23 protein-coding genes are annotated in these 24,560 nt (G+C 64.6%); all 23 read right to left on the bottom strand.

From position 1 onward, the window contains the following. Positions 1–11 precede the first annotated feature (11 nt). A complete protein-coding gene (locus H7007_RS00460; RefSeq protein ID WP_287152516.1) occupies positions 12–959 on the bottom strand; it encodes a phosphatidylinositol mannoside acyltransferase in 948 nt (315 codons plus the stop codon). Positions 960–1,246: 287 nt separating this feature from the next. Beyond that, positions 1,247–1,894 (bottom strand): CDP-alcohol phosphatidyltransferase family protein, encoded by a 648-nt coding sequence (locus H7007_RS00455; RefSeq protein WP_287152515.1) that lies wholly within the window; start codon positions 1,892–1,894, stop codon positions 1,247–1,249. 231 nt (positions 1,895–2,125) lie between these two features. After that, positions 2,126–2,467 carry a cupin domain-containing protein gene (locus tag H7007_RS00450; RefSeq protein WP_287152514.1) on the bottom strand — a complete coding sequence of 114 codons (342 nt, stop codon included), beginning with the start codon at positions 2,465–2,467 and terminating at the stop codon, positions 2,126–2,128. Between the two features lie 71 nt (positions 2,468–2,538). Beyond that, on the bottom strand, positions 2,539–4,269 hold the full coding sequence (locus H7007_RS00445) for a proline--tRNA ligase (RefSeq protein ID WP_287152513.1): 1,731 nt from the start codon (positions 4,267–4,269) through the stop codon (positions 2,539–2,541). Between the two features lie 84 nt (positions 4,270–4,353). Then, a complete protein-coding gene (gene ispG / locus H7007_RS00440; protein ID WP_287152512.1) occupies positions 4,354–5,499 on the bottom strand; it encodes a flavodoxin-dependent (E)-4-hydroxy-3-methylbut-2-enyl-diphosphate synthase in 1,146 nt (381 codons plus the stop codon). Next, the gene (locus tag H7007_RS00435) at positions 5,496–6,593 is read right to left on the bottom strand and encodes a M50 family metallopeptidase (RefSeq protein WP_287152511.1); all 1,098 of its coding nucleotides are present in this window, start codon (positions 6,591–6,593) and stop codon (positions 5,496–5,498) included. The genes ispG and H7007_RS00435 overlap by 4 nt, the downstream gene beginning before the upstream one ends. Before the next feature lie 56 nt (positions 6,594–6,649). Further along, a complete protein-coding gene (locus H7007_RS00430; protein WP_287152510.1) occupies positions 6,650–7,849 on the bottom strand; it encodes a 1-deoxy-D-xylulose-5-phosphate reductoisomerase in 1,200 nt (399 codons plus the stop codon). Positions 7,850–8,108: 259 nt separating this feature from the next. After that, a complete protein-coding gene (locus H7007_RS00425; RefSeq protein ID WP_287152509.1) occupies positions 8,109–9,632 on the bottom strand; it encodes a long-chain-fatty-acid--CoA ligase in 1,524 nt (507 codons plus the stop codon). A gap of 765 nt (positions 9,633–10,397) precedes the next feature. Further along, the gene (locus H7007_RS00420; RefSeq protein ID WP_287152508.1) at positions 10,398–11,285 is read right to left on the bottom strand and encodes a phosphatidate cytidylyltransferase; all 888 of its coding nucleotides are present in this window, start codon (positions 11,283–11,285) and stop codon (positions 10,398–10,400) included. 1 nt (position 11,286) lies between these two features. Continuing rightward, positions 11,287–11,874, bottom strand: coding sequence for a ribosome recycling factor (frr, locus tag H7007_RS00415; RefSeq protein WP_350340596.1), 588 nt, complete (start codon positions 11,872–11,874; stop codon positions 11,287–11,289). Between the two features lie 189 nt (positions 11,875–12,063). After that, positions 12,064–12,819, bottom strand: coding sequence for a UMP kinase (pyrH, locus tag H7007_RS00410; protein WP_350340595.1), 756 nt, complete (start codon positions 12,817–12,819; stop codon positions 12,064–12,066). A gap of 117 nt (positions 12,820–12,936) precedes the next feature. Beyond that, positions 12,937–13,542, bottom strand: coding sequence for a translation elongation factor Ts (tsf, locus tag H7007_RS00405; RefSeq protein ID WP_287152505.1), 606 nt, complete (start codon positions 13,540–13,542; stop codon positions 12,937–12,939). A 51-nt stretch (positions 13,543–13,593) separates the two neighbouring features. Beyond that, positions 13,594–14,391, bottom strand: a complete 798-nt coding sequence (gene rpsB, locus H7007_RS00400; protein WP_350340594.1) for a 30S ribosomal protein S2 — start codon at positions 14,389–14,391, stop codon at positions 13,594–13,596. Positions 14,392–14,722: 331 nt separating this feature from the next. Beyond that, positions 14,723–15,544: an RNA polymerase sigma factor WhiG gene (whiG, locus tag H7007_RS00395; protein ID WP_502754840.1), complete on the bottom strand. Its 822-nt coding sequence runs from the start codon at positions 15,542–15,544 to the stop codon at positions 14,723–14,725. A gap of 42 nt (positions 15,545–15,586) precedes the next feature. After that, complete coding sequence (locus H7007_RS00390; protein WP_287152502.1) at positions 15,587–16,492, bottom strand: tyrosine recombinase XerC; 906 nt, start codon at positions 16,490–16,492, stop codon at positions 15,587–15,589. A 131-nt stretch (positions 16,493–16,623) separates the two neighbouring features. Continuing rightward, complete coding sequence (dprA, locus tag H7007_RS00385; RefSeq protein WP_287152501.1) at positions 16,624–17,847, bottom strand: DNA-processing protein DprA; 1,224 nt, start codon at positions 17,845–17,847, stop codon at positions 16,624–16,626. Further along, positions 17,837–19,384, bottom strand: coding sequence for a YifB family Mg chelatase-like AAA ATPase (locus H7007_RS00380; protein ID WP_287152500.1), 1,548 nt, complete (start codon positions 19,382–19,384; stop codon positions 17,837–17,839). Before H7007_RS00380 ends, dprA begins: the two co-directional genes overlap by 11 nt. Positions 19,385–20,005: 621 nt before the next feature. Continuing rightward, positions 20,006–20,578, bottom strand: a complete 573-nt coding sequence (locus H7007_RS00375) for a hypothetical protein (protein ID WP_287152499.1) — start codon at positions 20,576–20,578, stop codon at positions 20,006–20,008. A 304-nt stretch (positions 20,579–20,882) separates the two neighbouring features. Next, a complete protein-coding gene (locus H7007_RS00370) occupies positions 20,883–21,254 on the bottom strand; it encodes a YraN family protein (protein WP_287152498.1) in 372 nt (123 codons plus the stop codon). A 31-nt stretch (positions 21,255–21,285) separates the two neighbouring features. Continuing rightward, on the bottom strand, positions 21,286–21,915 hold the full coding sequence (gene rnhB, locus H7007_RS00365; RefSeq protein WP_287152497.1) for a ribonuclease HII: 630 nt from the start codon (positions 21,913–21,915) through the stop codon (positions 21,286–21,288). Between the two features lie 13 nt (positions 21,916–21,928). Then, positions 21,929–22,555, bottom strand: a complete 627-nt coding sequence (gene lepB / locus H7007_RS00360) for a signal peptidase I (protein ID WP_287152496.1) — start codon at positions 22,553–22,555, stop codon at positions 21,929–21,931. Positions 22,556–22,659: 104 nt separating this feature from the next. Further along, positions 22,660–23,007, bottom strand: coding sequence for a 50S ribosomal protein L19 (gene rplS, locus H7007_RS00355; RefSeq protein WP_287152495.1), 348 nt, complete (start codon positions 23,005–23,007; stop codon positions 22,660–22,662). A 557-nt stretch (positions 23,008–23,564) separates the two neighbouring features. Continuing rightward, on the bottom strand, positions 23,565–24,284 hold the full coding sequence (gene trmD / locus H7007_RS00350; RefSeq protein WP_287152494.1) for a tRNA (guanosine(37)-N1)-methyltransferase TrmD: 720 nt from the start codon (positions 24,282–24,284) through the stop codon (positions 23,565–23,567). Positions 24,285–24,560: the final 276 nt, after the last annotated feature.

Here is a 24,560-nt window from a genome sequence, read left to right as displayed (position 1 = left end):
ACCCCAGGAGCTCAATCGCCGTTCTCCTCCCTTTTCCCCATTCCGTTCGAGGGTTCCCGCTTTCCGAAGATGGGCTGGAACATGTGCCACTGGGTGGGATCGCGGCGGATGAAACCCTCGAAAACCCGGGCCAACTTCTGGGTGTTCGCCTGCACGTCGCGGCGAGTGTCCCCCGTGACCTCTATGTCCAGGGGCGGCCCCACGTAGCCGTGGTATTTGCCGTCCTGGAGGATGATCTGGCAGGGGATTACCGGGGTACCCAGCTTCACCGCCAGGAGCGCCGGGCCCACGGGCATGAGGACCTTCTCCCCGAAGAACTCCACCTCCACACCCGCTCCGGCGATCACCCGGTCGGAAAGGAGGGCCACCATCTCGTTCCGCAAGAGGACCTCGATGACCTTCTCCACCGTGTTCTCGCCCAGGGGGATTATCCGGATGCCCATCCGCCTCCGTAGCTCGGTGTGGAACTCGTACATGGGGCGGGGCTTGAGCCGCTCGGCCACCGCCCAGAAGGGGAACTGGTGTCCCACCCAGCCGCCGATCATGTCCCAGCTCCCGTAATGGGGCAAGGCCAGCACCGCCCCCCTCCCCTGGGAAAGGCAGCGCTGGAACCATTCCACCCCGTGTGGGACCACCAGCCGGTAGAAGATCTCCGGGAAGGTGAGGTGGTAGCAGCGGAGGAAATCCACCCAATAACGGGCATATTCCCGAAAACATCCGCGCGCCAGGCGCTTCCATTCATCCGGTCCCGCCTCCGGCCTCACCCGCCGCATGTTCTCGTAGACCACCTCCCGCTTCTTCCTGGACAGCCGGTAAGTGGCCTCACCCACACCGAGGGCCACGGCGTGGGAGACCTGCGCCGGCACCGCGCCCACCAGATAGCAGGCGCTCCGGAAAAGGATATATTTTAAGTATCCCGGAGCCTCCTCGCCTATCCTTCCCCACCAATCTTCCGCCAACTTTCGCCACCTAATCATGGGCCTTCCCGATCTCCGTTCTCCTCACCCGAAATCTCATCCCGCCGGAAACCGCGCCTCCCCGCCTCTCCGGCAGGCAAATCAAACGAACTGCCTTCCGGCGTGCTTTCCCTGCGCCGGTGGGGATTACCCGTTCCGCCGACCCGGCTCTCACTATTCATCCCGGTCAGCTTTCCAAAATCTCCCTTCCCCGCAAAGGATCCTCTGAACTCGCCTTCCCGCTCGCCTCCCATGCCGCGGCGTCCGGACTTCCATCACCGACCCGCCCGTCAAGCCTCCCGACCCGCACCTCCCGCTCTGGCGTCCTTCTCCCTGGCGCCGCGGTGGACCACCATGACCCGGTGGATCAGGGTCTCTACGCCAAGCGCCAGGACCAGATACAGGGAGCCCCTGAAGGTCCACAGGTTTCCGGTGAACCCGTATATGAAGAGGGGGATCCCGAAGAGGACCATGCGCAGCGGGCGGGCCAGGAGCCCCACCCCGCAGGATATCCCCAGGCCCTCCGCCCTGGCCTTGACGTAGCTTATCAGGGAGGAGAGCACCATGTAGCCGGCGACCATGAAGGCCACGTCGAAGATACGCTGCACGGTGAAGTAGTACAGCGTCCCCAGGGAGTACAGGAAATCGGCCACACGGTCGGCGGTGGAGTCGTAGAAGGACCCGAAGGTCGTCACCCGCCCGGTGAGCTTGGCCACTTGCCCGTCCCAGATGTCGAACAGACCGGCCAGGAACATCAACCAGGCACCCAGGAAGAAGCGCCCCCGGGCGAAGAAGTAGCCCACCGCCGCCGAGGTGAGCACGGAGAAAGTGGTTAGCAGGTTGGGACTTAGGAGGTGTCCGAGCGCCCACCCCAGGGGATGGAAGACGGCGCTGGAAAACCTCCTCAACCCGGCATCAACGCTCCACGGCCTACCCACCCTTCCCTCCTCACTCCATCCCGTGTCCGCCGCTACTTGGGACGCTGTGGCTCACTCCACCCCATCCCCTCATCCGCGGACGTTTCTTCTTATGGGGATACATCCTACATCGTCATCCGCGTGGCAGGGTTTCCCAACCCGTCATCCGAGCGTCAGTTTCTCGTCCCCGGAGAGGGAGGGCCTGAATGCAAGTCATTTAAAATGCCCGGTTCTTGCGCCGCCCGCCATCGCTCAGCGTAAAGGCCCGTAGAAGACGCTGATGATGGTGCAGCCCTCCTCGCCGGCGAAAAAGGGGCCGTGCTTCATCCCGGCCGGCAGGAAGACGAAATGACCCTTGCGGAATATCTCCTCCCCGCCCTCCGGGAGCGGCTGCCGCAACTCGCCCTCCATGACGTAGGCCGCTTCGTCGGATGCGGCGTGGGCGTGCTCGGGCATCTCGCAGTGGGGTTCGAAGCGCACCAGCAATATCTGCCCCCCACCTCGCGGATCCATGTACAGTACCTTCATCTGGGCGCGGGGGAAATCGGCCGGCACCCATTCCAGCCCTTCTTCGTGTACCACGAACCTATCCATGCCGTGACCACCCCTCCATCTCTATCTTCCGCGAACCACGGGGCGCCGCCCCCGACTCTGTCCCCGGAGAATCAAAGGTCCCCTCGCTCGGCGAGGTCCCGGAAGCTCTCCCGCGCCTCCTGCAGGCGGCGGAAGAGGTCCTCCGGGGCCAGCCGTACCTTCTGTCCGGTGGCCCTCTCCTGGAGCTCCAGGGTCCCTTCCTCCTCGTATCCCCTGCCGATCACCGCCCGGAAGGGGATCCCCAAAAGGTCGGCGTCGGCGAACTTCACTCCGGCGCTCTCCTCACGGTCGTCGAGGAGGACCTCCCAGCCCCTCCTCAGGCACTCAACGTAGAGATCCTCGGCGGCTCTCCTCCTCTCCTCCCGCTGGTAATCCAGGGCCAGGACGTGCAGGAAGGCAGGGGCCACCGAGAGGGGCCAGATTATGCCCCTTTCGTCGTGATGCTGTTCCACCACCGCGGCCATCAGGCGCGTGACCCCGATCCCGTAACAGCCCATGTACATAGGCCTGGTCTCGCCGTCCTCGTCCTGGTAATAGCAGCGCATGGCCTCCGAGTACTTGAGGCCCAGCTGGAAGACCTGCCCAACCTCTATGCCCGCCTCCACCCGCATGGGTTCACCGCAACGGGGGCAGGGATCGCCCGTCCGCGCCGAGGTCACGTCGGCGAAGCGGTGGGGCCGGAAATCGCGTCCTTCCTCCACGTTCACCAGGTGATGATCCTCCTGGTTGGCCCCGCAGGCCAGCCCGCCGGCCCCGCGCAGGGACTCGTCGGCGATCACCTCCGCGGTATCCAGGCCCACGGGACCCACGTAACCCTGCAGGTATTCCGGGTGATCCCTCCAGTCCGCCTCGTTGAAGAGCCGGAACTCGTCGGTGCCCAGGACCCGGGCCAGTTTCACCTCGTTGGCCTCCCGGTCCCCTGGGACCAGAACGGCCACCGGCTTTCCCTCAACCAGGTACATGAGGCACTTTATCATGCGCCGCGGCTCCAGCCCCAGATAGGCGCTGACCTCCTCGATGGTGCGCTGCCCCGGGGTGGAAACTCTCTCCATCGGTTTCCTTTCTCCACTCGGGGGTTCGACCCGGCGGTAACCGGCCAGCTCCAGGTTCGCGGAGTAGGAGCAGGCGTCGCATAAGGCGATGTGGTCCTCTCCCACTGCGGCGGGGACCATGAACTCGTGGGAGACGTCGCCCCCGATGAGCCCAGTGGCCGCCTCCACCGCCCGCCAGGTGCAGCCGCAGCGGGTGAAGATGCGCCCGTAGGCCTCGTACATCGCCTGGTAGGAGAGGCGCATCCCCTCCTCGTCGCGGTCGAAGCTGTAGGCGTCCTTCATGAGGAATTCCCTGGCCCGCAAGAGGCCGAAGCGTGGCCTCACCTCGTCCCGGAACTTGGTCCCGATCTGATAGAGGTTCAGAGGCAGGTCCCGGTAGGAGGACACGTTGGAGCGCACCAGGTCGGTGATCACCTCCTCGTGGGTGGGACCCAGCCCGAAATCCCGGCCGGCGCGGTCCTTGAGGCGCATCATCTCCGGCCCGTACTTGGCCCATCTACCGCTCTCCTCCCAGAGCTCGCGGGGCTGCATTATGGGGAGGATGACCTCCTGAGCGCCGGCGGCGTTCATCTCCTCCCGGATGATGCGGCTTATGCGCTGCACCACCCTGGTCCCCAGGGGGAGGAACTCGTAGATGCCCGAGGCCACCTTGCGCAGGTAACCGGCGCGCACCAGGAGGCGGTGGCTGGCTATCTCCGCGTCCGCCGGGCTCTCCCGCAGGGTGGGGATAAAAGTACGCGATTGTCTCATGCCTCTCCCTCGCCTCGTCTTCCTTCCCCGGTCACTCCCTTTCTCGACCGCCGTCCTCCCGGCATGGAAAGGGACGGCCTCCCCTCAATCCGGCCTCCCGTGCTTATCGTCCTCCCGAGCCGAACCTTGGGAGCCCGTGGCCGCACGCGCCTCGAACTCCTCCGCCATCCGGAGGGCTTCACGCAGGAGGACCTCCAGAAGCTCGTCCTTGGGATACCACCCCACCGGTTCTCCCTTTCGGAAGAGGAGCCCGCGCTCCCGACCCCCGGCTACCCCCAGGTCCGCCTCGCGGGCTTCCCCCGGGCCGTTCACCGAACAACCCATGACCGCAATGCGCAGGGGGGCGCGCAGGTCACGCAGCCTTCTCTCCAGCTCGGTGGCCAAAGCGGCCACGTCCAGGCGGCACCGGGCGCAGGTGGGGCAGGCCACAATGTCCGGGCCCCGCCTGACCAGCTCCAGGGCCTTGAGGATGGCCAGGCCAACCCTGACCTCCTCCACCGGGTCCCCGGCCAGGGAGACCCGTATGGTGTCCCCGATCCCCTCCGCCAGGAGGGCTCCGATGCCCACCGCCGAACGTATGGTTCCCGTCCACGGGGGGCCCGCCTCGCTCACCCCCAGGTGCAGCGGGTAGTCCACCGCCTCGGAGAGCATGCGGTAGGCGCTGACGGTCAGCGGGACCGAGGAGGCTTTCACGGACACCTTTATATCATAAAAGCCGCAGCTTTCCAGGATTTCGATCTCCCGGAGGGCGCTCTCCACCAGCGCCTCCGCTGTGGGGTGCCCGTGCCGGGCAAGGATGTCGCGGGGGAGGGAACCGGCGTTCACCCCTACCCGGATGGGGACCCCTTTCCTCATTGCCGCAAGGGCCACCTCCCGCACCTTCTCCTCGCCCCCGATATTCCCGGGGTTGATGCGCAGTCCGTGTACCCCCGCCTCCAGGGCCAGGAGGGCCAGGCGGTGGTCGAAATGCACGTCTGCCACCACCGGGATGGGGGAACCCTCCACTATCCTGCGCAGGGAATCCCGGAGTTTCGCCTCGACGCCCCTGAGGGCGGGCACGGCCACGCGGACGATCTGGCACCCCGCCTCGTGCAGGCGTTGGATCTGCCCCAGCGTGGCCTCGGCATCCTGGGTGGGAGTATTGGTCATGGACTGTACGCTGACCGGTGCCCCTCCCCCCACCGGGACGTCACCGATCATCACGCGACGGGTCAGCTTGCGCACGCTCATGGCAGTGAAACGGGGCTGGTGATGTCCAGCCGCAAGGTGAGAAGGAAGAGGACGGCGAAGAAGGCCAGCACGGCGGCGGCCACGGGATAGAGCTTCCGCAGGTCCACTTCCTTGCCGGTAATCCTTTCCACCAGGAGGATGAGGATGTGGCCCCCGTCCAGGGGGGGCAGGGGCAACAGGTTGATGTAGGCCAGGAAGAGGAGGATGAAGGCTATGAAGTTGAGGAAGTAATACATCCCCTCCCCGGCCAGCTCTCCCGCCACCCTGGTTATCCCCACCACGGTCATGGGACGGTCCTCGGTGGGGCGTGATATCCCCAGGAGCTGCTTGAAGGTCGATAGGTTGAACACCCGGTAGATGCTGTAGAATACGCCTCCCGAATAGGTGAGGAACCACTTTCCCGTCTCCACCAGGGAGGCGGCGAGGGAATAATGCTCCTCTCCCGCTGAAGGGCTTATGCCCAGGAATCCCCGCCCGCCGGGAAGCTCCGCCAGCCTGGCGTCCAGGACGACGGTTTCACCGTCGCGCAGGACGATGATCTCCACCTCCTCCCCGGGATGGGAGGCGATGAAACCGCGTACCTCCTCCCAATCCCGGGTCTCCCTCCCCCCCATGGAGATGATGGTGTCCCCCGGCTGCAGGCCCGCGCGGTGGGCGGGGGTCTCCTCACCGGTCTCCTCCACGTACTCCCCCACCGACCCGACGGTGTTGGTGAGCACCGGCACCCCTATGAGCCAGATGACCAGGAAGGCGATGAGCAGAGCCAGGACGACGTGGGCCAGGGATCCGGAGACGATGATGCAGAGACGTCGCCAGCGGGAGACTCCCTTGTAGGAATGGGGCCACTCCTCGGGGCTGACCTCCTCCTCCGGGCTCATGCCCAGGATCTTCACGTAGCCGCCCACCAGTATCCACTTTATCCCGTATTCCGTGCCCCTCCGGCGGGTGCTCCAGATGCGGGGCCCGAAGCCGATGAAGAACTCCGTGGCCCTCACGCCCACCGCGCGGGCGGCCAGGAAGTGCCCCAGCTCGTGGGTGAGCACCAGGAGGATCACCACCCCGAGGGCTCCCAACACGTAAAGGACCGCACTCAACCTAGTTCACCTCTTGGTAGTTCCGCCCATTGCTCCTCCCGGGTCAAGCCCGGACATCAGGACCTCCCGGGCTCGGCCGGGTTACCGGCCTGGGTCTCCACCGCCTCCTCCGCCCGGGCGCGGGCCCACTCCTCCACCTCCTGCACGTCCTGCAGGGTGCGCACCGGGCGGGGACGGTGTTCCTCCAGGGTGGCGGCTATGACCTCCTCGATGCCCAGGAAGGGGAGCCTTCCCCGCAGGAAGGCCGCCACCGCCACCTCGTTGGCCGCGTTGAGCACCGCGGGTGCCGTCCCCCCCGCCTCCCCGGCCCGGTAGGCCAGGTCCAGGCAGGCGAAGGTCTCGCGGTCCACCTCTTCAAAGGTAAGTTTTTCCAGCTCGGCCAGGACCGTGCGGGTGAAGGGTGGGCCCCACCTCTCCGGGTAGGAGAGGGCCAGAGATATGGGCAGGCGCATGTCCGGGAGGCTGAGCTGGGCGGCGAAGGAGCCGTCCACGAACTCCACCAGGGAGTGGATCACGCTCTGGGGGTGGACCACCACCTTTATCCTCGAATAGGGCAGCCCGAACAGGAAATGGGCCTCGATGACCTCCAGCCCCTTGTTCATGAGGGTCGCCGAGTCCACGGTTATCTTGCGCCCCATGCTCCACGTGGGGTGGGAGAGCGCCTCGCGCACGGTGACCGAGGCCAGATCCTCGCGGCGGCGGCCGCGGAAGGGGCCCCCCGAGGCGGTGAGGACGATGCTCTCCACGTGGCGCATCTCCTCGCCGCGCAGGCAGTGGAAGACGGCGCCGTGCTCGGAATCCACAGGTACGATCTCCCCTCCCTCCCTAAGGGCCTGGAGCACGAGGTCCCCCCCTGCCACCATGCTCTCCTTGTTGGCCAGGGCCAGGCGCTTTCCCGCTCCCAGGGCGGCCAAGGTTGGAGGGAGCCCCGCCGATCCCACCACGGCGTTGAGGACCACCTCCGCCTCCGGGTGCACGGCCGCCTCCAGGAGGCACTCGGCTCCCGCACTCACGGCCATGCCCATGCCCGAGAGCCTTCGCCGCAGCTCGGCAGCCGCCCCTTCATCCACGAGGCCCACGAAAAGAGGTCTGAAGCGACGTGCCTGCTCTTCCAGGAGCTGGTAATTGCTGTGAGCCGTCAGGGCCACTACCCGAAGACGGTCGGGGTGGGCCTCCACCACCTCCAGTGCCTGCCTGCCTATGGAGCCGGTGGAGCCCAGGATGGACACGCCCCTCTTCCCGGTCTCCTTATCCATACGAACATTATAAGGGTTGGCGGGGCGGCGGTGAGGCGCGCCTCACGGAGCCCATGCGGACGGGAAAGGTCTCATCCAAGACTTTTCCAAGGATGCGGAGACACTTCACGTTCTGGAAAAGCCTGCCAGGCCAACCGACGGGGGCCAAGTCCACCGCGCCATCCGGCCCGGTCCGGCATCTTCCCCAGGGGACGTCCCTTCCCGCAACCCCCGCCGGCACGGCGCCCGTGCTTCCGGGGAGGAGGGGTCCGCGCCCCAGCTAGGCGGACTGCTGGCGCAGGAGGTATTTCATGACCTTTCCGGAAGGATTGCGCGGCAGGCTCTCCACGAACTCCCAGAGCCGCGGGATCTTGAAATCGCCGAGCTTCCCCACGCAGAACTCGCGCAATTCCTCGGGCGCCGCCTCGGTGTCGGGCCTCAGGACCACGAAGGCCTTGACCGTCTCCCCGTATATCTCGTGCGGGACGCCCACCACGGCCACATCGGCCACCTTGGGGTGGGTGAGGAGCACGTTCTCTATCTCCCGGGGATAGATGTTCTCCCCCCCGGAGATGATCATGTCCTTCTTGCGGTCCACAAGGGTGACGTAGCCCTCCTCGTCGACCACCGCCAGGTCTCCGGTGCGCACCCAGCCGTCCGGGGTGAGGGTCTCCGCCGTGGCCTCCGGGTTCTTGTAGTAGTAGAGCATGTTGCTCTCACAGCGCACCAGCCACTCCCCGACCTCCCCCACGGCAACGTCCTCCCCCGCTTCGTTGACCACCCGGGACTCGCAGTTGACCACCGGCAGGCCACCGGCTCCCGCCTTTCTGACCTGGTCCTCCGGGCGCAGGCGTACCCCGCCCGGACCTCCCTCCGTCAGCCCGCAAAGGCAGAAGAAGCGGTCGGTCTTGAACATCTCGATGGCCTTGAGCACCTGCTCCCGGGACATGGGTGCCGCCCCATAAGCCCAGTAGCGGACGGAACTCAAGTCGTACTTCTCGAAATCCGGCACCTGCATCATGAGGAGGTACATGGCCGGTGCCCCGAAGAAGAGGGTTATGCGCTCCTTCTCGATGGTCTGAAGCGTTTGTTCGGGGACGAAGAACTTCATGACCACGTGGGTGGCCCCCAGGAAGGTGCCCGGCCATAGGTAGAGGTGGAGCTCCGCGGAGTGGAAGAGGGGAGCCACATGCAGGATGCGGTCGGTCTCGTTCATCCCCAGCTCGGACATCATGGCCGTCCCGATCATCAGGTGGCAGTAGTGGTTGAACACCGCGCCCTTGGGCCTCCCGGTGGTCCCGGAGGTATAGATGATGGCCGACTCGTCGAAGAGGCCTATCTCCACCTCCGGCTCCGACGCGTCGCCCTTCTCGAGGATTTCCGGCAGATACTGGAAATCCTCCGCCCTCTCCCCGTCCAGGAGGATCCAGTCCCGCACCGCCGGCAGACGGTCCCTTATCTCCCTCGCCAGGGGCGCGAACTCCGCGCCCAGCACGCAGGCCACGGCGTCGCAGTTGTCCAGGATGTATTCCACCTCCGGCGGAGCCAGCCTGAAGTTGAGGGGCACCACCACGGCCCCCGTCTTCATGACGGCGAAATAGGAGATGACGAAGGAATCGGAGTTGAAGCTCAACATACCCACCTTGTCGCCCTTCTTCACCCCCCGGGCGATGAGGTGGTTGGCCAGCCGGTTGGCCGCCTCGTTCAGCTCCCGGTAGTTGTAGCGCCTGTCCTCGAAGACCAGGGCCTCCTTCTCGGGGAACTTGCGCGCGTTGCGGGCCAGAAGCATACCGGTGTGGATCATAGTTCACCCCTCCCTCGATAGGCCTCCCTTTTTATGACTCCTTCGCGGCCCGATGCCGATAAGCGGAGGGAAGACTCGCGAACCGCCTCCCCCAGCACCAGGAGCATTCTAACATATTGAAGGAGAAACGATCCGCCGGAAGTCGCCTCCTAAGACTCGTGGGGTTCTCGCGGGGGAGCAAACTGGCCGAGAAGAAGGATGCCACCGCCTGACCCTTCGAACCCGGCTGGCTTGGGGTGTGTGTCCCCCATCGCCGAGGTGGCCAGGAGACATAAAGATGACCATCGGGCAGCATTCCGAGAGCTTCATCGCCGGTTGGATGGCGAATCGATGACGACCATTCGGCAGAAGGCGAGCACCGGCCTCGGCGCCTTTTCTCCATCCTTCCAGCGGGCGGGAAGGCGGACCCCCACATTCATTAAAAGTCGCCCTAAAGCGGAAGGGGATCGACACACATGGCCTCTTTTAAGAGGCAGCGAAGTGTACCAGAAGCATACGGTCCGGAAAACGGGCAGAAACAGTAAAACGGCGGGGAATATGCAGCAATACGGTTCACCTTTTTCTCCCTCCGCCTGAAACGAGAAAGCATAGGAAGCGACCGTGGTCGTCTCGGGTCCCCGAAACGAGGGTTCCCGCGCGGAATTCGGCCTTTCGGTCAAGGAAACACAGGAAAAGAAAAAGGGCGGCGGTGAGAGGCGTGCCGTCGAAGGTCCGTCGCCCCGCGCCGGGGGCGGAGGCGGAGCGCGCATCGCCCGCCGGAGGGGATCAGGCCTTGAAGACCAGGAAGCGGAGGAAATAATAGGAAACTGCGGCGGTGAGGAACATGCTGTCGAAGCGGTCCATTATCCCCCCGTGTCCGGGGATTAGGGAGCTCATGTCCTTTATCCCCAGCTCCCTCTTGACCATGGACTCGGAGAGGTCGCCCAGGGGACCGAAGACACAAACCACGGCCGCCAGCTCCATACTCACCCCCAGGGTAAGCCAGGCCCGGTTGAGGGTCAGGTAGAGGATATAAGCGGCTATGAAGGCGCCCGCCGATCCTGCCAGGGTCCCCTCCCAGCTCTTGCCGGGACTGATGCGCGGCGCCAGCTTGTGCTTCCCGAAGGCCGAGCCGGCGAAATAGGCCACGGCGTCGTATATCCAGACCATGACGATGACCGCGAAGGGCGCCGTCCAGCTCACGGTGTCGAAGCGCAGCATGAGCACGAAATGGGAGAGGCAGAACCCCACCAGAACCACCCCCAGGAGGGAGACGGCCACGTCGGTGGTGGGGGATCCGGAATGCGGACCGAAGAGGCACCAGGCCAGGAGCACTGGCACGCAGAGGGCCAGCGCGGCGACCATAGGGGTCAGGTCGGCGCTCTCCCCCCTCTGTAGGAAGTAGGCCATCACCGGAAAGGAGCAGCCAGCGGCAAGGGAAAGCCAGCCCGCGGGGCGGTATCCGTGGCGGCGGAAGGTGGAATGGAGTTCCCAGAGGCCTCCCGCCACGATGAGGGTCATTCCCGCAGTGAAGGGAATCTCCCCCCACCAAAGGAGGATGACCACCACCAGGACGAGGATGACGGCGCTGACCACGCGCGCCGCCAGGTCGGCGAAACGTTCCCGGAGGGTCCTGCCGCCCGGAGCGGCCACCTCCCTGCCCCCATCCGCCAAATCAGACCTCCATGAGCTCCTTTTCCTTCACCTTGAGCATCTCGTCCGTCTCGGCGATGTAGCGGTCGGTGAGCTTCTGGACCTCCTCCTGGCCACGGTGCAGGTCGTCCTTGGTGATCTCCCCCTCCTTCTCGAAGGCCCGCAGGTCCTCGATGGCGTCCCTCCTGATGTTGCGGATGGCCACCCTGCCCTCCTCGGCCCTGGCGCGGACCATACGGGTCAACTCCTTGCGCCGTTCCTCGGTGAGCTTGGGGATGGGCAACCGGATGACGTTCCCGTCGTTGACCGGGTTCAAACCCAGGTCCGAGGCCAGGATGGCCTTCTCGATCTCGTTGATTACGCTCTTGTCGTAGGGCGAGACCACCAGAAGGCTCGGTTCGGGAACGGCGATGGAGGCTATCTGGTTCAGAGGGGTCTGCTGCCCGTAATAGTTCACGTATACCCGGTTGAGGAGCGAAGCGCTGGCTCTCCCGGTCCGGATAGCCGCGAAATCGTCGCGGACGTGCTCCACCGCCTTCTTCATCCTTCTCTCCGCGTCCTTCAACACGTCCTCGACCACTTGTCTTCCCTCCTCCACATCCACGAACATACCGCGGGTCTTCCTCAAGACCGTCCTCTCATGCTCCGACCTTCGACCTCTCCTCCCTCCCTTCCCGCCGCTCCGCCTTCCCGGAGGAGACCCCTCACCTTCCGGTCATGGCTTCCTCCCCTCCCCCTCCCTCTCCGAGGAGGGGGAGGTTCGCGGGAAGACGTCCGCCGATGGTAAAAAGTACGCGCCCTAATCTTTCTCGTCCTTCTCCGAGGAGACGATGGTCCCGATCCTCTCCCCGAAGAGGACCTTGATGATGTTTCCGGGCACGGTCATGTTGAAGACCACTATGGGCAGGCTGTTGTCCATGCACAGGGACACCGCGGTGGCGTCCATGACCTTGAGGCCCTGCTGGAGGACCTCGATGTAATTGAGGGAACTGTACATCACCGCTTCCGGGTTCTTGAGGGGGTCGGAGTCGTAGACCCCGTCCACCATGGTGGCCTTGAGGATGGCCTCCGCCCCGATCTCCAGGGCTCTGAGGGCAGCGGTGGTGTCGGTTGTGAAATAGGGGTTCCCCGTGCCGGCGGCGAAGATGACGATCCTGCCCTTCTCCAGGTGCCGTATGGCCCGCCGGCGGATGTAGGGTTCGGCCACCGCCTGCATCTCGATGGCCGATTGCACCCGGGTGAAGACCCCCCTCTTCTCCAGGGCATCCTGGAGGGCCAGGGAGTTCATGACCGTGGCCAGCATGCCCACGTAGTCCGCGGCGGCGCGGTCCATCCCCTTGGCGCTGGCGGCCACCCCGCGGAAGATGTTGCCGCCTCCTACGACGATGGCCAGTTGTACGCCCAGCCGGTTGACCTCCGCGAGCTCGTCGGCGATGGCGTTCACGGTATCGGGGTCTATTCCGTATTCCTTGTCGCCCATGAAGGCCTCTCCGCTGAGCTTGATGAGCACCCGCTTGTAACGGGGCCGGGCTTTTCCCTCCTCTCCGGCGTTCATCCCCACCTCCGCCATCGGCCCTGTTCCGCTCGGCAACCTTCTAAGATTTATTCTATCCTTCCAAGGCGGCTACCTTCCCACCCCGGGGAGCGGCCCGGGAAAAGGCCCGTCCGGCCTTCATTCGGAGAGGGTCTCCCCAAGCTGGTAGCGGACGAAGCGGCGCACCACGATGTTCTCGCCCACCGCAGCGATGGTGCGCTGTACCAGTTCACCCACGGTGATCTCGGGTTCCTTGACGAAAGGCTGGTCCAGGAGGCAGACCTCCTCGTAGAACTTCTTCAGCCTGCCCTCCACGATCTTGTCCACTACGTTCTCCGGCTTCCCCTCCTGGAGGGCTCGCTTGCGGTAGATCTCCCTCTCCTGCTCCAACACCTCCGGGGGTATGTCTTCGGCGGAGACGTAGAGGGGCGCGGAGGCGGCGATGTGCATGGCGATGTCGTGCACCATGGAGCGGAAGACCTCGTTTCGAGCCACGAAATCGGTCTCGCAGTTCACCTCCAGGAGCACCCCGACACGGTTGTTCAGATGGATGTAGGCGTCGATGATGCCGTCCGCGGTACTGCGCCCGGCCTTCTTCTTGGCGCCGGCCAGCCCCTTCTCCCTCAGGATGCGCAGGGCCTTATCCATATCCCCTTCCGCCTCCTGGAGGGCTTTCTTGCAGTCCATCACGCCGGCACCCGTCCTCTCCCTTAGGGCCTTCACCTCTGCAGCGTTGATCTCCATAACTCCTCCTTCAATCCATGCCTCCAACCGGCCCGTCGCCGCCGGCGTGGTTCATTCGGCGTCCGTCTCTTCCTCCGGCGGTGAGCCTTCCCCGTCCCCTCCGGCGACCGCGGCGGACGCGTAGGCTTCTTCCTCCTCGCCGCCCGAACCGGCCTGCATTATCTCGCGGATCTGCAGGCCTTCCAACACCGCGTTGGAGATGATCTTGCATATCAGGTTGGCCGCTCTGATGGCGTCGTCGTTCCCGGGGATGACGTAGTCCACCAGGTCCGGATCGCAGTTGGTGTCCACCACCGCCACAACCGGTATCTCCATGCGGCGCGCCTCCATGAGGGCTATGTTCTCCTTGCGCGGGTCGATGATGAAGAGAGCGTCCGGCAGCCTCTCCATGTCCCTCAAGCCCTCCAGGTTGCGCCTCAACTTGGCCAGCTGGTGCCGGACTCGCGTGGCTTCCTTCTTGGGCATGGCATCGATGTCCCCCGAGACCTCCATCTCCTCCAATTCCCTGAGCTTCTCGATGCGTCGCCGGATGGTCACCCAGTTGGTCAAGGTGCCGCCCAGCCAGCGGTTGACCACGTAGGGCATCCCGCAGCGCTGGGCGTTCTCCCGGATGGCCTCCTGGGCCTGCTTCTTGGTGCCCACGAAAAGGAGCGTGCCCCCGTTTCCAACCAGGTCCCGGATGAAGTTGTAGGCCACCTCGATGAGGGCGAGGGTTTGCTGCAGGTCGATGATGTAGATACCGTTGCGCTCGGTGAAGATATACCGGGCCATCTTTGGGTTCCAGCGGCGGGTCTGGTGACCGAAGTGGAACCCGGCCTCCAAGAGATGCTTCATGGATACGACGGTCATGTTACCTCCCATGGTTCTTCCTCCGCCCGCTTCCCTCCCGCATCCCCACCCCGGAGGGCACCCGGGGACCGGGTCCGCGGACGTGTGTGATGTTACGGCCAAAAAAAATCCCGCTCACGGCGGGCCTTCCGCACCCCTCTCTTCCCTGCGCTCCTTCCGCGGCCCACCTCCTTCCTCCAAAGTCTGGGTGCGAGATAAATATAGCACAGGTTAAAGGGGGGTCAAAGAAGTAACCTGCTCAGGAGCGATGAGAGGATGCCCCCTCGACCTTTTTCAACCCGGAACGCACCCATGGGGACGACAGGGTATCTTGAGCCATACCGCCTTAACCCTACACCTCGAGCAACCCCTTGGCGTTGGCCAGACGGCCCCGGAGGCGGAGGATGGCCTTGGTGTGCATCTGGCAGACGCGGGATTCGGTCACCCCCAGCACCTCGCCGATCTCGCGGAGGGTCAACCCCTCGTAGTAGTAGAGGGTGACGACTATCTTCTCCCTCTCCGGTAGGCGGTTGATGGCCTCGGCCAGGATCTGCTTCATCTCCTCTATCTCGTAGGTCTTGGAGGGGTCCTCGGCGCGGGAATCCTCCAGGGTGTCCACCAGGCTGACCTTGTCTCCCTTGTCCCCTCCCACGTTCCAGAGCTCGTCCAGGGCCACCAGGGAGATGAAGCTCATCTGCTGCAGGAGCTGGTTGTACTCGTCAAGGGTGATGTTCATGTGTCTGGCGACCTCCTCGTCGGTGGGGAGGCGCTTGAGCTCGTTCTCCAGGGCGACGAAGGCCTTCTCGATCTCCCGCGCCTTGAAGCGTATGGAGCGCGGCACCCAGTCGATGGAGCGTAGCTCGTCGATGATGGCGCCCTTGATGCGGGCGATGGCGTAGGTCTCGAACTTGATGCCTCTATCGGGGTCGTACTTCTCGATGGCGTCGATGAGCCCGAATATCCCGTAGCTGACCAGGTCGGCGTATTCGATGTTCGGAGGTAGACTGGAAGACACTCTACCCGCCACGTACTTCACCAGGGGGGCGTAGTTCAGAATAAGTTTTTCCCTGGCCTCCTGTGACCCTTTCTCCTTGAACTGCTTCCAGAGTTCGCCGACTTCTTCGATGCCTTCCAACCTCGCCCCTCTTTTGTAAAAGTCTGCCGTGTTCAACATTCTCCCTGTCTCGATTTCCGGGCGCTCGCTTTTGTGGGAGCTTCACGCGCGGGGGTGGGCCTGAAAAAAAGCTTCCTTGAGTCTCTTCCTGCTCAGTTGAGTATATATCTGGGTAGTAGATAAATCAACATGACCCAGCAGCTCCTGCACAGACCTGAGGTCTGCTCCGCCCTGGAGGAGATGGGTGGCGAAGGTGTGCCTGAGTGTGTGCGGGCTCACCCTCTTCCCACCCTCCAGGTTGCGAAAGAAGCGCTCCACCACCCGTCGCACCCCCCGATCGCCAAGCCTGCCGCCCCGCACGCTGAGGAAAAGGGGGTCGCCGGACGTCTCCCCACCGACACGATTGGCGGCCAGGATGGGCCTCTCCTTTTCCATGTATGCCCGGAGCAGCTGAAGCGCCGCCTGGTGCACGGGTATCACGCGTTCCTTGCGCCCTTTACCGAGAACCTTCACCTCCCCTCTGCGCATATCCAGGTCCTTCACGTCCAGGCCGGCGAGCTCACCCACGCGCATCCCCGTGGCGTAAAGGAGCTCCACCAGGGCCATATCCCGCAGGGAAGTTCGGTACACCTGAAGTCCCTGTCGCCTTTCCGCCTCCTCTATCTCCCTCAGGCTGAGGACCCGCGGCAGCCGCCTCTCCCGTCGCGGCGGTGTGAGGGCCAGGGTGGGATCGCACCTCAGGCGGTTGGTCCTCACCAGATAGCGGAAGAAACTCCTCACCGCCGCCGTCCTCCTGGCGATGGTCGTGCGGGCGTAACCCCGGGTCTGAAGGTAAGCCAGGTAGCGCCGCAGCAGGCGGTGATCCACACGGGAAGGGTCATCCACGCCCCATCGCCGGCAGAAATCGACGAAGAGCTCCAGGTCCGAGCGGTAGGCGCGGAGCGTCTGGGGCGAGAGCTGCCTTTCCGCGCTGAGATGCCTGAGGTATCCCTCCACCAACTCCCGCATCATTCCCCCTCCGGGCCGCACTGCTGTTAAAGTATAACATAATATTAAACTAAAATACATTATTGTCAATATCTGAATTTAAAGTTGAATAATATTATTATTGTTGAAATAGTTGAGCTTTGGATGCCCTTTCAGCCGAAAGGACCTTGTGGAGGAAAGGGAGAGAGGCAGTAGCGCCCGCCGGCATCCTGGCGCACCCATCCCTTTATGAGCAGGGAGGCGAGCGTCGCCAGGAGTTCATGGGGTTCCACTCCGGTGCGGAGGGAAATAAGGTCCAGCGTGCCGGGTTCCTGGCCCAGGACGGCGATCACCGCCCTCTCATGGGGTGACATCGAACTGAGGGGAGGCCACCCCTCCAGGGAATCCGCTTCACCGGCGGCCCTCCCCTCCTTCCCCCGCTCCAGCTGTCGCAGGGCCTCCACGGGCAGTTCCTCCAGTATGTCCTCGACCCCGGTGACCAGCTTGGCCCCCTTCTTGATCAGGGAATGGGTGCCCTCGGTCAGGGGATGGCCGATGGGGCCGGGAACCGCCATCACCTCGCGGCCCTCCTCGAGGGCGAGGTCGGCGGTGATGAGGGCTCCGCTCCTGGCCGAGGCCTCCACCACCACCACGGCGAGGGAGAGACCGGCGATGATGCGGTTCCTGTGGGGAAACTTCCAGGGTTGAGGCTCCTCCCCGGGAGGATATTCGCTCAGCAGGCATCCGCTCTCAGCTATTCTCGCCAGGAGCCCGGCATGCTCCGGCGGGTAAACCCTGTCGATCCCGCAACCCAGCACCGCAACCGTGAAGCCCCCGGCCTGGAGGGAGCCCCGGTGAGCGTGGGCGTCGATGCCGTAGGCCGCGCCGGATACCACCACCACGCCTCTTCCGGCGAGAGCAGCGGCCAGATGTTCCGCGCATCTCCGCCCGTAGGAGGTGGCCTTCCTCGCCCCCACCACGGCCACACACACCGCATTGCGGGGGAGTTCCCTTCCCCTGGCAAAGAGCAGCGCCGGGGGGTCGTAGATCCTCCACAGGACCTCCGGCACGGCGTCCTCACCGGGCAGGACGACCCTTATCCCTCGGCGGACCAGCCCATCGAGCGACCTCTGGGGATCCGTCCGCCGGCAGGCCTCTTTCCACTCCCCGGCCCTCTCTCCTCCCGCCAGGGCCACCGCCCGCTCCCCTCCCCTGCAGAGGGTCTCCCAAAGCTCCTCCGCCCCTCCCGCCATGCGTATCATGCGGGGAAGAGAGACCGGGCTCATGCGGGGGAGGAGGGCCAGGGCCGTCCGGTAAGCCCTCTCCCTCTCCACGGCGGGGTCGCCCGTGCGATTCTCCCCCATCGGCAGCCGGCTTACCTTCCCCTCAACCCGCATGGCCGACCTCCTGCATGAGAAGGGAATCTCTGATTCTCTCCAGGGAGCGGTACTGCACGGCCTCCGCCAGGTCCGCCACGCTCACCCCGTCTCTCCCGGCAAGGTCGGCGATGGTGCGCGCCACCCTGAGGCAGCGGTCGAAGCCGCGAGCGGTAAGCCCAATCTTCTCGGATGCCAGATACATGAAACGCCTCTCCTCCTCACCCAAGCGGCAGGCCTCGTATAACCTGCCCGTCTCCACCTGTGCGTTGGTGGCGGAAGCACCTCCCCAGCGTCTCCTCTGTCTTTCCCTCGCCGCCACCACTCTCTCCCGCACGGACTCCGACCTCTCCCCGCCGGGAAGCTCCACCAGTTCCTGAGGCCTCAGCCGGGGAACCTCCACCTGGATGTCGATACGGTCCAGGAGCGGCCCGGATAGGCGGTGATAGTAATTCCTTATCCTTCCGGGAGGGCAACAGCAGGGACGCAGGGAATCGCCGAGGAAGCCGCAGGGACAGGGGTTCATGCCCGCCACGAGCAGGAATCGGGCCGGGAAAGTGGTGGTCACCAGTGATCTGGACACGGCGACCTTTCCCGTCTCCAGGGGCTGCCGCAGGACCTCCAGGGCATCGCGCCGGAATTCCGGCAGTTCGTCCAGGAAGAGCACCCCACGGTGGCTGAGGGTTATCTCCCCGGGCCGCGGAAAGTTCCTCCCTCCCCCCACCAGCCCCACATGAGAAATGGAATGATGGGGGGCGCGGAAGGGCGGAGAGGTGGACAGAGCAGCACCCGGATCCAGCAATCCGGCTATGCTGTGGATGCTGGCCACCTCCAGAACCTCCTCCGGGAGCAGGGGTGGCATGATCCCGGGAAGCCTTTCCGCGAGCATGGACTTCCCGGACCCGGGAGGGCCGATGAAGAGGATGTTGTGGCCTCCGGCGGCGGCGATCTCCAGGGCCCGCTTGGCGTGCAACTGTCCCTTGACCTCAGAGAGACAGGGAAAGGACTCCTCCCTTTTCTGCTTGGAGACGTCGGGCTGGGGAACGGGCTTCCCCAGAAGGTGGTCCAGTGCCTCCCTCAAGTTCCTCACCCCCACCGCGCGTATGCCTCCGGGGAGGGCTGCCTCGGCCAGATTCTCGGCCGGGACCACCATCTCCTCCCATCCCCTCCGGCGCGCCCAGAGGGCCATGGCCAGCGCCCCTCGCACCCCCCTCACCTTGCCGTCGAGGGCCAGCTCGCCCACCACCAGCCTTCCCCGCAGGGCCGATGGCTCCAGCATGCCGCAGACCGCCAGCATGGCCAGAGCGATGGGCAAGTCAAAGTAGGAACCCTCCTTTCTCAGGTGCGCCGGAGCCAGGTTGACGGTTATGAGCTGGCGGGGAAAGGGGAGCTCCGAATTGGCGATGGCCGCCTTTATCCTGCGGTAGGACTCCCGGACCGCGGCGTCGGGTAGCCCCACCATGTGAATGCCGGGAAGGCCGCCGGAGGTGTTTATCTCCACCTCCACACCGATGACCTCCATCCCCAATATGGAACAGCTCTCCACCCTGGCGTACATCGGACCACCTCCTTTATATGTTATATATATTATATAAGTTTAATATGACATGTAAACATCGCATCGTGAAGCCGCCTCCTACTCCGCTCCTCCCTGGGGAAAGCCGTCCATTCCGAATGAGCCCTGAGATCGAGCCGACCATGAAAGGATCGCGAGCGTCGAAACATCTTCCCAGATGTGAGGGTATTTTAGGCTCTTTCTCATCCGGTCAGCTCGAAGGTTCCTTTGCGCCCGGGAAAGTCCAGGCCGACTGCCGCCCTCCATCACCGGCGGTCAACGGCCAAGCCGGGCGCGCATAACGAGGAAAATGGCGCAAGGCCGCTTTACAACAGAGCCGCGGACCCATTTTATGTCTCCCTGTTTACCGCTCCGCCACGGCGCTTTTGACACCGCTGCCGACATGTCTGAGGAGGCAAGGCTGAGAAGGCAAGGCAGCGAATCCGTCATCCAAGGGGAGGCGATTCACGGGTCCTCTGCCGCCGGAGCATCGGAAGCTCAAAGAAGGGGCATGACGAGGCCTTTCCTCAGGGAACGCGACCTCCCCAACATCTCCTGCCGGAGCAGGGCAAGCTTAATAAAAAGGGGATGCAAAGGGGGCTTTCCGACCTCGGGAACCCGTTCTCAGGGGGAGGCGGTTTCCGCGGACGCCCGCCTGCCGGAAATCCAGGCCACGAGGCAACCCAGAAGGAGGAAGGCGACGGGGAACCACCAGACACGGAAAACGAACTCCTTCACCCCGGCGATATATCCCTTGCGGTCGAGGAACCACAACCCGGGCGGGAGGATCACCACGAGGAGCACCGTATTGGAGAGCAGGGAAACCAGCACTCCCCTGGTCCCCACTTTCCTCGAGAGCTGCGCGTCCGGATAATAGACGGCCACCAGGAGGGCCAGGCAGAGGAAGGCCAGGACCGCCAGGGCCACAGCCGAGTTGTCGTAGCTGAGCCATATGGCCAGCAGGGCGAAGATGAAGAAAGCCCCCAGGGCCAGGACGCCCAGTAACACCTTTCGCACCAGCGAGGAGAGGATCAGTTGTGCGAGGGAAGGGGGCCTGCGCACCTTGATGCGCCGGATCTCGCGCTCCAGCTCCAGTTCCTCATCGGGACCGGGAACGGCGTTCAGGTCCCTTTCGCAGTTGAAGCAGTACTCGTCGCTGTCAAGGTTGTTCCTGCCGCACCATGGACAGGTCTTCATGCCCTTCGCCTTTCCGTATGTCCTTAGGCCAAACAAACCACCGCTTCCGCACCCCTGTGGGAGAGGAGCAGGCGCGGAGGCCGGCCGACCCTCTATATCTCGATGGTCAGGCCCGCCGCGGCCGAACGACGCTGCGGACCGGATTCCCTCTTTACGGTGCCTTTCCCTCCGCCGTCAGACTCGAAGGCCTCCGTTCACCCCGGTCTCCTACCGCCACCGGGCCTGCCTGAAAGCCACGCAGGTCGCAAGACGGATGCTCCTCCACTCTCCGTCTCTCGGCCGCCCCGCCGCCCCCGGGACGGGATCAGCAGTCACCCGCCTCGAAGGCGTCCCGGACGTGCACTATTTTCCACCCCTCACGCCCGTTCAGCAAGGCGATGACGTCGAAACGGCAGCGCCTGCCCGCCGCTCCCTTGTGTAGGAGATAATAGGCCGCCGCCCTGACCATGCGTTCCCTCTTCCTCTCGTCCACCGCCGAGAGCGCCTCCTCGAGATCTCCTCCCGTCCTGGACTTCACCTCGCAGAAGGCCAGGTCGCCTCCCTTGAGAGCCACGATGTCCAGTTCCCCGAAGGGGGTGCGGAAATTGCGCTCCACGATGCGGTAGCCGCGGCGCTTGAGGAAGCGCGCCGCCGCCTCCTCTCCCGCCCTCCCCTTGACCAGGTTGCCCTTTCCCATGCTGTCTTTATACTCCCCGGCACGGACATCCCTATTCCAAGTCCATGCGCGTCTGGACAACGCCCCGGAATGACGAGCGGTGGCAGGGGGCGGGACCCTTCTCGGCGATCCGCCGCAGGTGACCCGGCGTGCCGTAGCCCTTATGGGAGTCGAACCCGTATTCCGGGTACATGGTCCACCAGGTGAGCATCAGGCTGTCCCTTATGACCTTGGCCACCACCGAGGCGGCGGCCACGCTCGCGGAACGGGTGTCGCCGTGAACCAGGCACCACTGCGGATGCCCCAGCCCGGTTAGGGCGTAAAAATCCACCAGTACCAGGTCCGGCGGCGGGTGGAGGGCCTGCACGGCCTCGCGCATGGCCGCAAGGTTGGCCTCCTGCAGGCCATGGGCGTCGATCTCCCAAGGGGGCGCGCAGGCGAAGGACCAGGCCTCAGCCACCTCCAGGATGCGGGGGAACAACCTCCGGCGGTGGGCGGGGGAGATGGCCTTGGAGTCGGCAAGCCCCTCCAGGATGCCCAGGTCCACACGACGTGGGAGGATGACCGCCGCGGCCACCAGTGGACCGGCCAGGGCTCCCCGCCCCGCCTCGTCCACGCCGGCAACCCTGCGGAAACCCAGGCGATAAGCCCATTTCTCCGCGGCCAGGGTGGGGCTCTTCACGTCCGCCTTCCGCCTAAAGCCCGGACCAGCGGCCCGGAGGCCACCAGATGAAGACCGCCCTCCCCACTATGGCCTCCAGGGGCACGAAACCCCACCGCCGGCTGTCGTTGGAGTTGGGACGGTTGTCGCCCATGACCATCACCGTCCCCTGTGGGACCTCGGTCGGCCCCCAGTCGCTGCCGTCGGAGATGAACTCGTACTCCGTGGGGTAGGGGGAGCCGTTGATGTAGAGCTGGCCGTCGCGCAGCTCCACGATGTCACCCTCCACGCCGACCACCCTCTTGATGAAGGGGACCGCCTCCTGGTGGGTGACGTTGAGTACCTCCGCCAGAAGGTCCAGAGATCGCGAGAGGGGGTTGGCGCCCTGGGTGTGGTTGCCGGAATCGTTGGGATTGAAACGGAAGACGATTATCTCACCGCGGCGGGGCTTGCGGAAATGGTAGGTGATGCGGTCCACCATCACCCGGTCCCCCTCCTTCAGGGTGGGCTCCATAGAGGGGGAGGGGATCATATAGGGCTTGATCAAGAAGGCCTGTAGGAAGATGGCCAAGACCAGGGCGGTGATGAAGAGCACCGCCACCTCGAGGAAAGCCCCCAGCCATTGGGAGCCCTCTCCGTCTCTTCCTCCCCCGGCCCTCACGGCCGCTCCGTCCGGCGCTCCCGGATATCCTCCGGGCGCACCGAGCTCCCCCTCGTCCGATAAAGACCGGGGCAGGTGACCTGACATGCTGACGACCTCGGCCCTCAGGTGCGGCGCTTTTCCTTTATCCTGGCCTTCTTTCCCACCCGGTCCCGGAGGTAATAGAGCTTGGCCCGCCGGACCTTGCCCTGGGAGACCACCTCGATCTTGGCGATGATGGGCGAATGCAGGGGGAAGGTGCGCTCCACTCCCACCCCGAAGGACACCTTGCGCACGGTGAAGGTCTCCCGGGTGCCGCCCCCCCTACGGGCGATGACCACGCCCTGAAAGACCTGGATTCGCTCCCGGTTTCCCTCCACCACCCTAACGTGGACCTTAACCGTATCCCCGGGACGGAAATCCGGGATGTCGTCCCGCAGGTATTCGCTCTCCACCACGTCCGTCTTCTGCATCCTCTTCCTCCTTTCCGTTATATTACAAACCATCGGCCCTTCCCCGGCAAGGGAAGGCGCCGGTGCGCGGTCCTCGACCCTCCGGCACACGGTGATCCTGCACCGTGGCCTCTCATCTCTCCTCCCTGGCGAATGGGGAACTCCTCCCCCGCCGGACGGGAGCCGGGCCGTGAGCCCCGCCTATTTTAACCCATGGAAGCCCGCAACATGTATAGACCTTCCTGCCTCGCAGCGCACAAGGAAATCCCCCTGCGCCATCTGCATACTCGCGCCCTCCGTCACGCCGTCCGCAAGGCGGGTGTATAGGAACACCCTGAGGGGTCCGGCGCGTGCCCCTTCCACTGCCCCAGCTCTCGGTCTTTCGGATCGCGGTCATAAAAGAACGCCTACCGCCCGCCATCCGACGCCCTGCCCTTCCCCTCCTCCACTTTTTTCACTATCAAGACCTCAACCTGAACGATCACCTACGGCAGACCGTCATCTTGCCGGCCTTTTTCCTCCTTACCTTGCGGTTTCCTAAAGCCGTGCCGGTAACGGTCTTTGATGGCCTAAAACCGCTAGGTCTCTTCCCTTCCTCCCTCCTTTAAAAGCTCCGGCCGCATGCGGCGGGTCCACTCCAGGGCCATGCGGCGGCGCCACCTCTCCACCTCCTGGTGGTTGCCGGAGAGCAAGACCTCCGGCACCCTCCATCCCAGGTACTCCGCTGGCCTGGTGTACTGGGGGTACTCCAGGAGCCCGCCGCTGAAGGACTCCTCGCGAAGGGACTCCAGGTTGCCCACCACCCCGGGCACCAGCCGGGTGACCGCCTCGATGATCACCAGGGCGGCGAACTCCCCACCGGATAGAACGTAATCCCCTATGGAGATGGCCTCCGTGCACAGGTGCTCGAGGACCCTCTCGTCCACGCCCTCGTAACGCCCGCAGATGAGGGCCAGGTGCGGCCGAGAAGCCAGCTCCGCCACTTTCTCCTGGGTCAGCCTCTCCCCCCGGGGAGTGAGCATGATCACCGAGACCTCGCTCTTCAGGCGCTCCAGCTCTTCCAGGCGGTAGCCCAGGGTGCGGGTCACGGCCTCGAAGACGGGCTCCGGCTTGAGGACCATGCCCGGCCCCCCTCCAAAGGGCTCGTCGTCCACCTGGCGGTGCTTGCCCGGGGCGTAGTCGCGGATGTCGTGCACCCGAACCTCCACCAGCCCCTTGCGGATGGCCTTGCCCAGCAGCCCCTCCTGCAAAGGGGACTGGAAGATGCCCGGAAAGATGGTATAGACGTCTATGCGCAAGGTTCCCTCCTCAAGGCCGCGCCTTTCCGCCGTCTGGAACGCTCCCTTTATGTGCGGGATCAGGCCTCCGGGTACAGACGGGGTCAGGACTTGAGGTCACGTTCCTCATAGCGGAGATGCCTTTGGTTCCGGAAAGGGATTTCCGTGAGAGGCCCGACCGGCTCCCCCGCCGCGGGCCACACGCGCGCCGCCCGCAGCGAGGCCCGCGAGGGTAGCCCGGCTCACAGCAGACCCGGGAGGGGGCGGATGACCATCCTCTCCCCAAGGAGGTCTATC

It is taken from the genome of Candidatus Solincola tengchongensis (assembly GCF_015711935.1).
Taxonomy (GTDB): domain Bacteria; phylum Actinomycetota; class Geothermincolia; order Geothermincolales; family RBG-13-55-18; genus Solincola_A; species Solincola_A tengchongensis.
The sequence above is the reverse complement of the archived record's forward strand: the minus strand, read 5'-3'. Positions and strand labels throughout refer to the sequence as shown.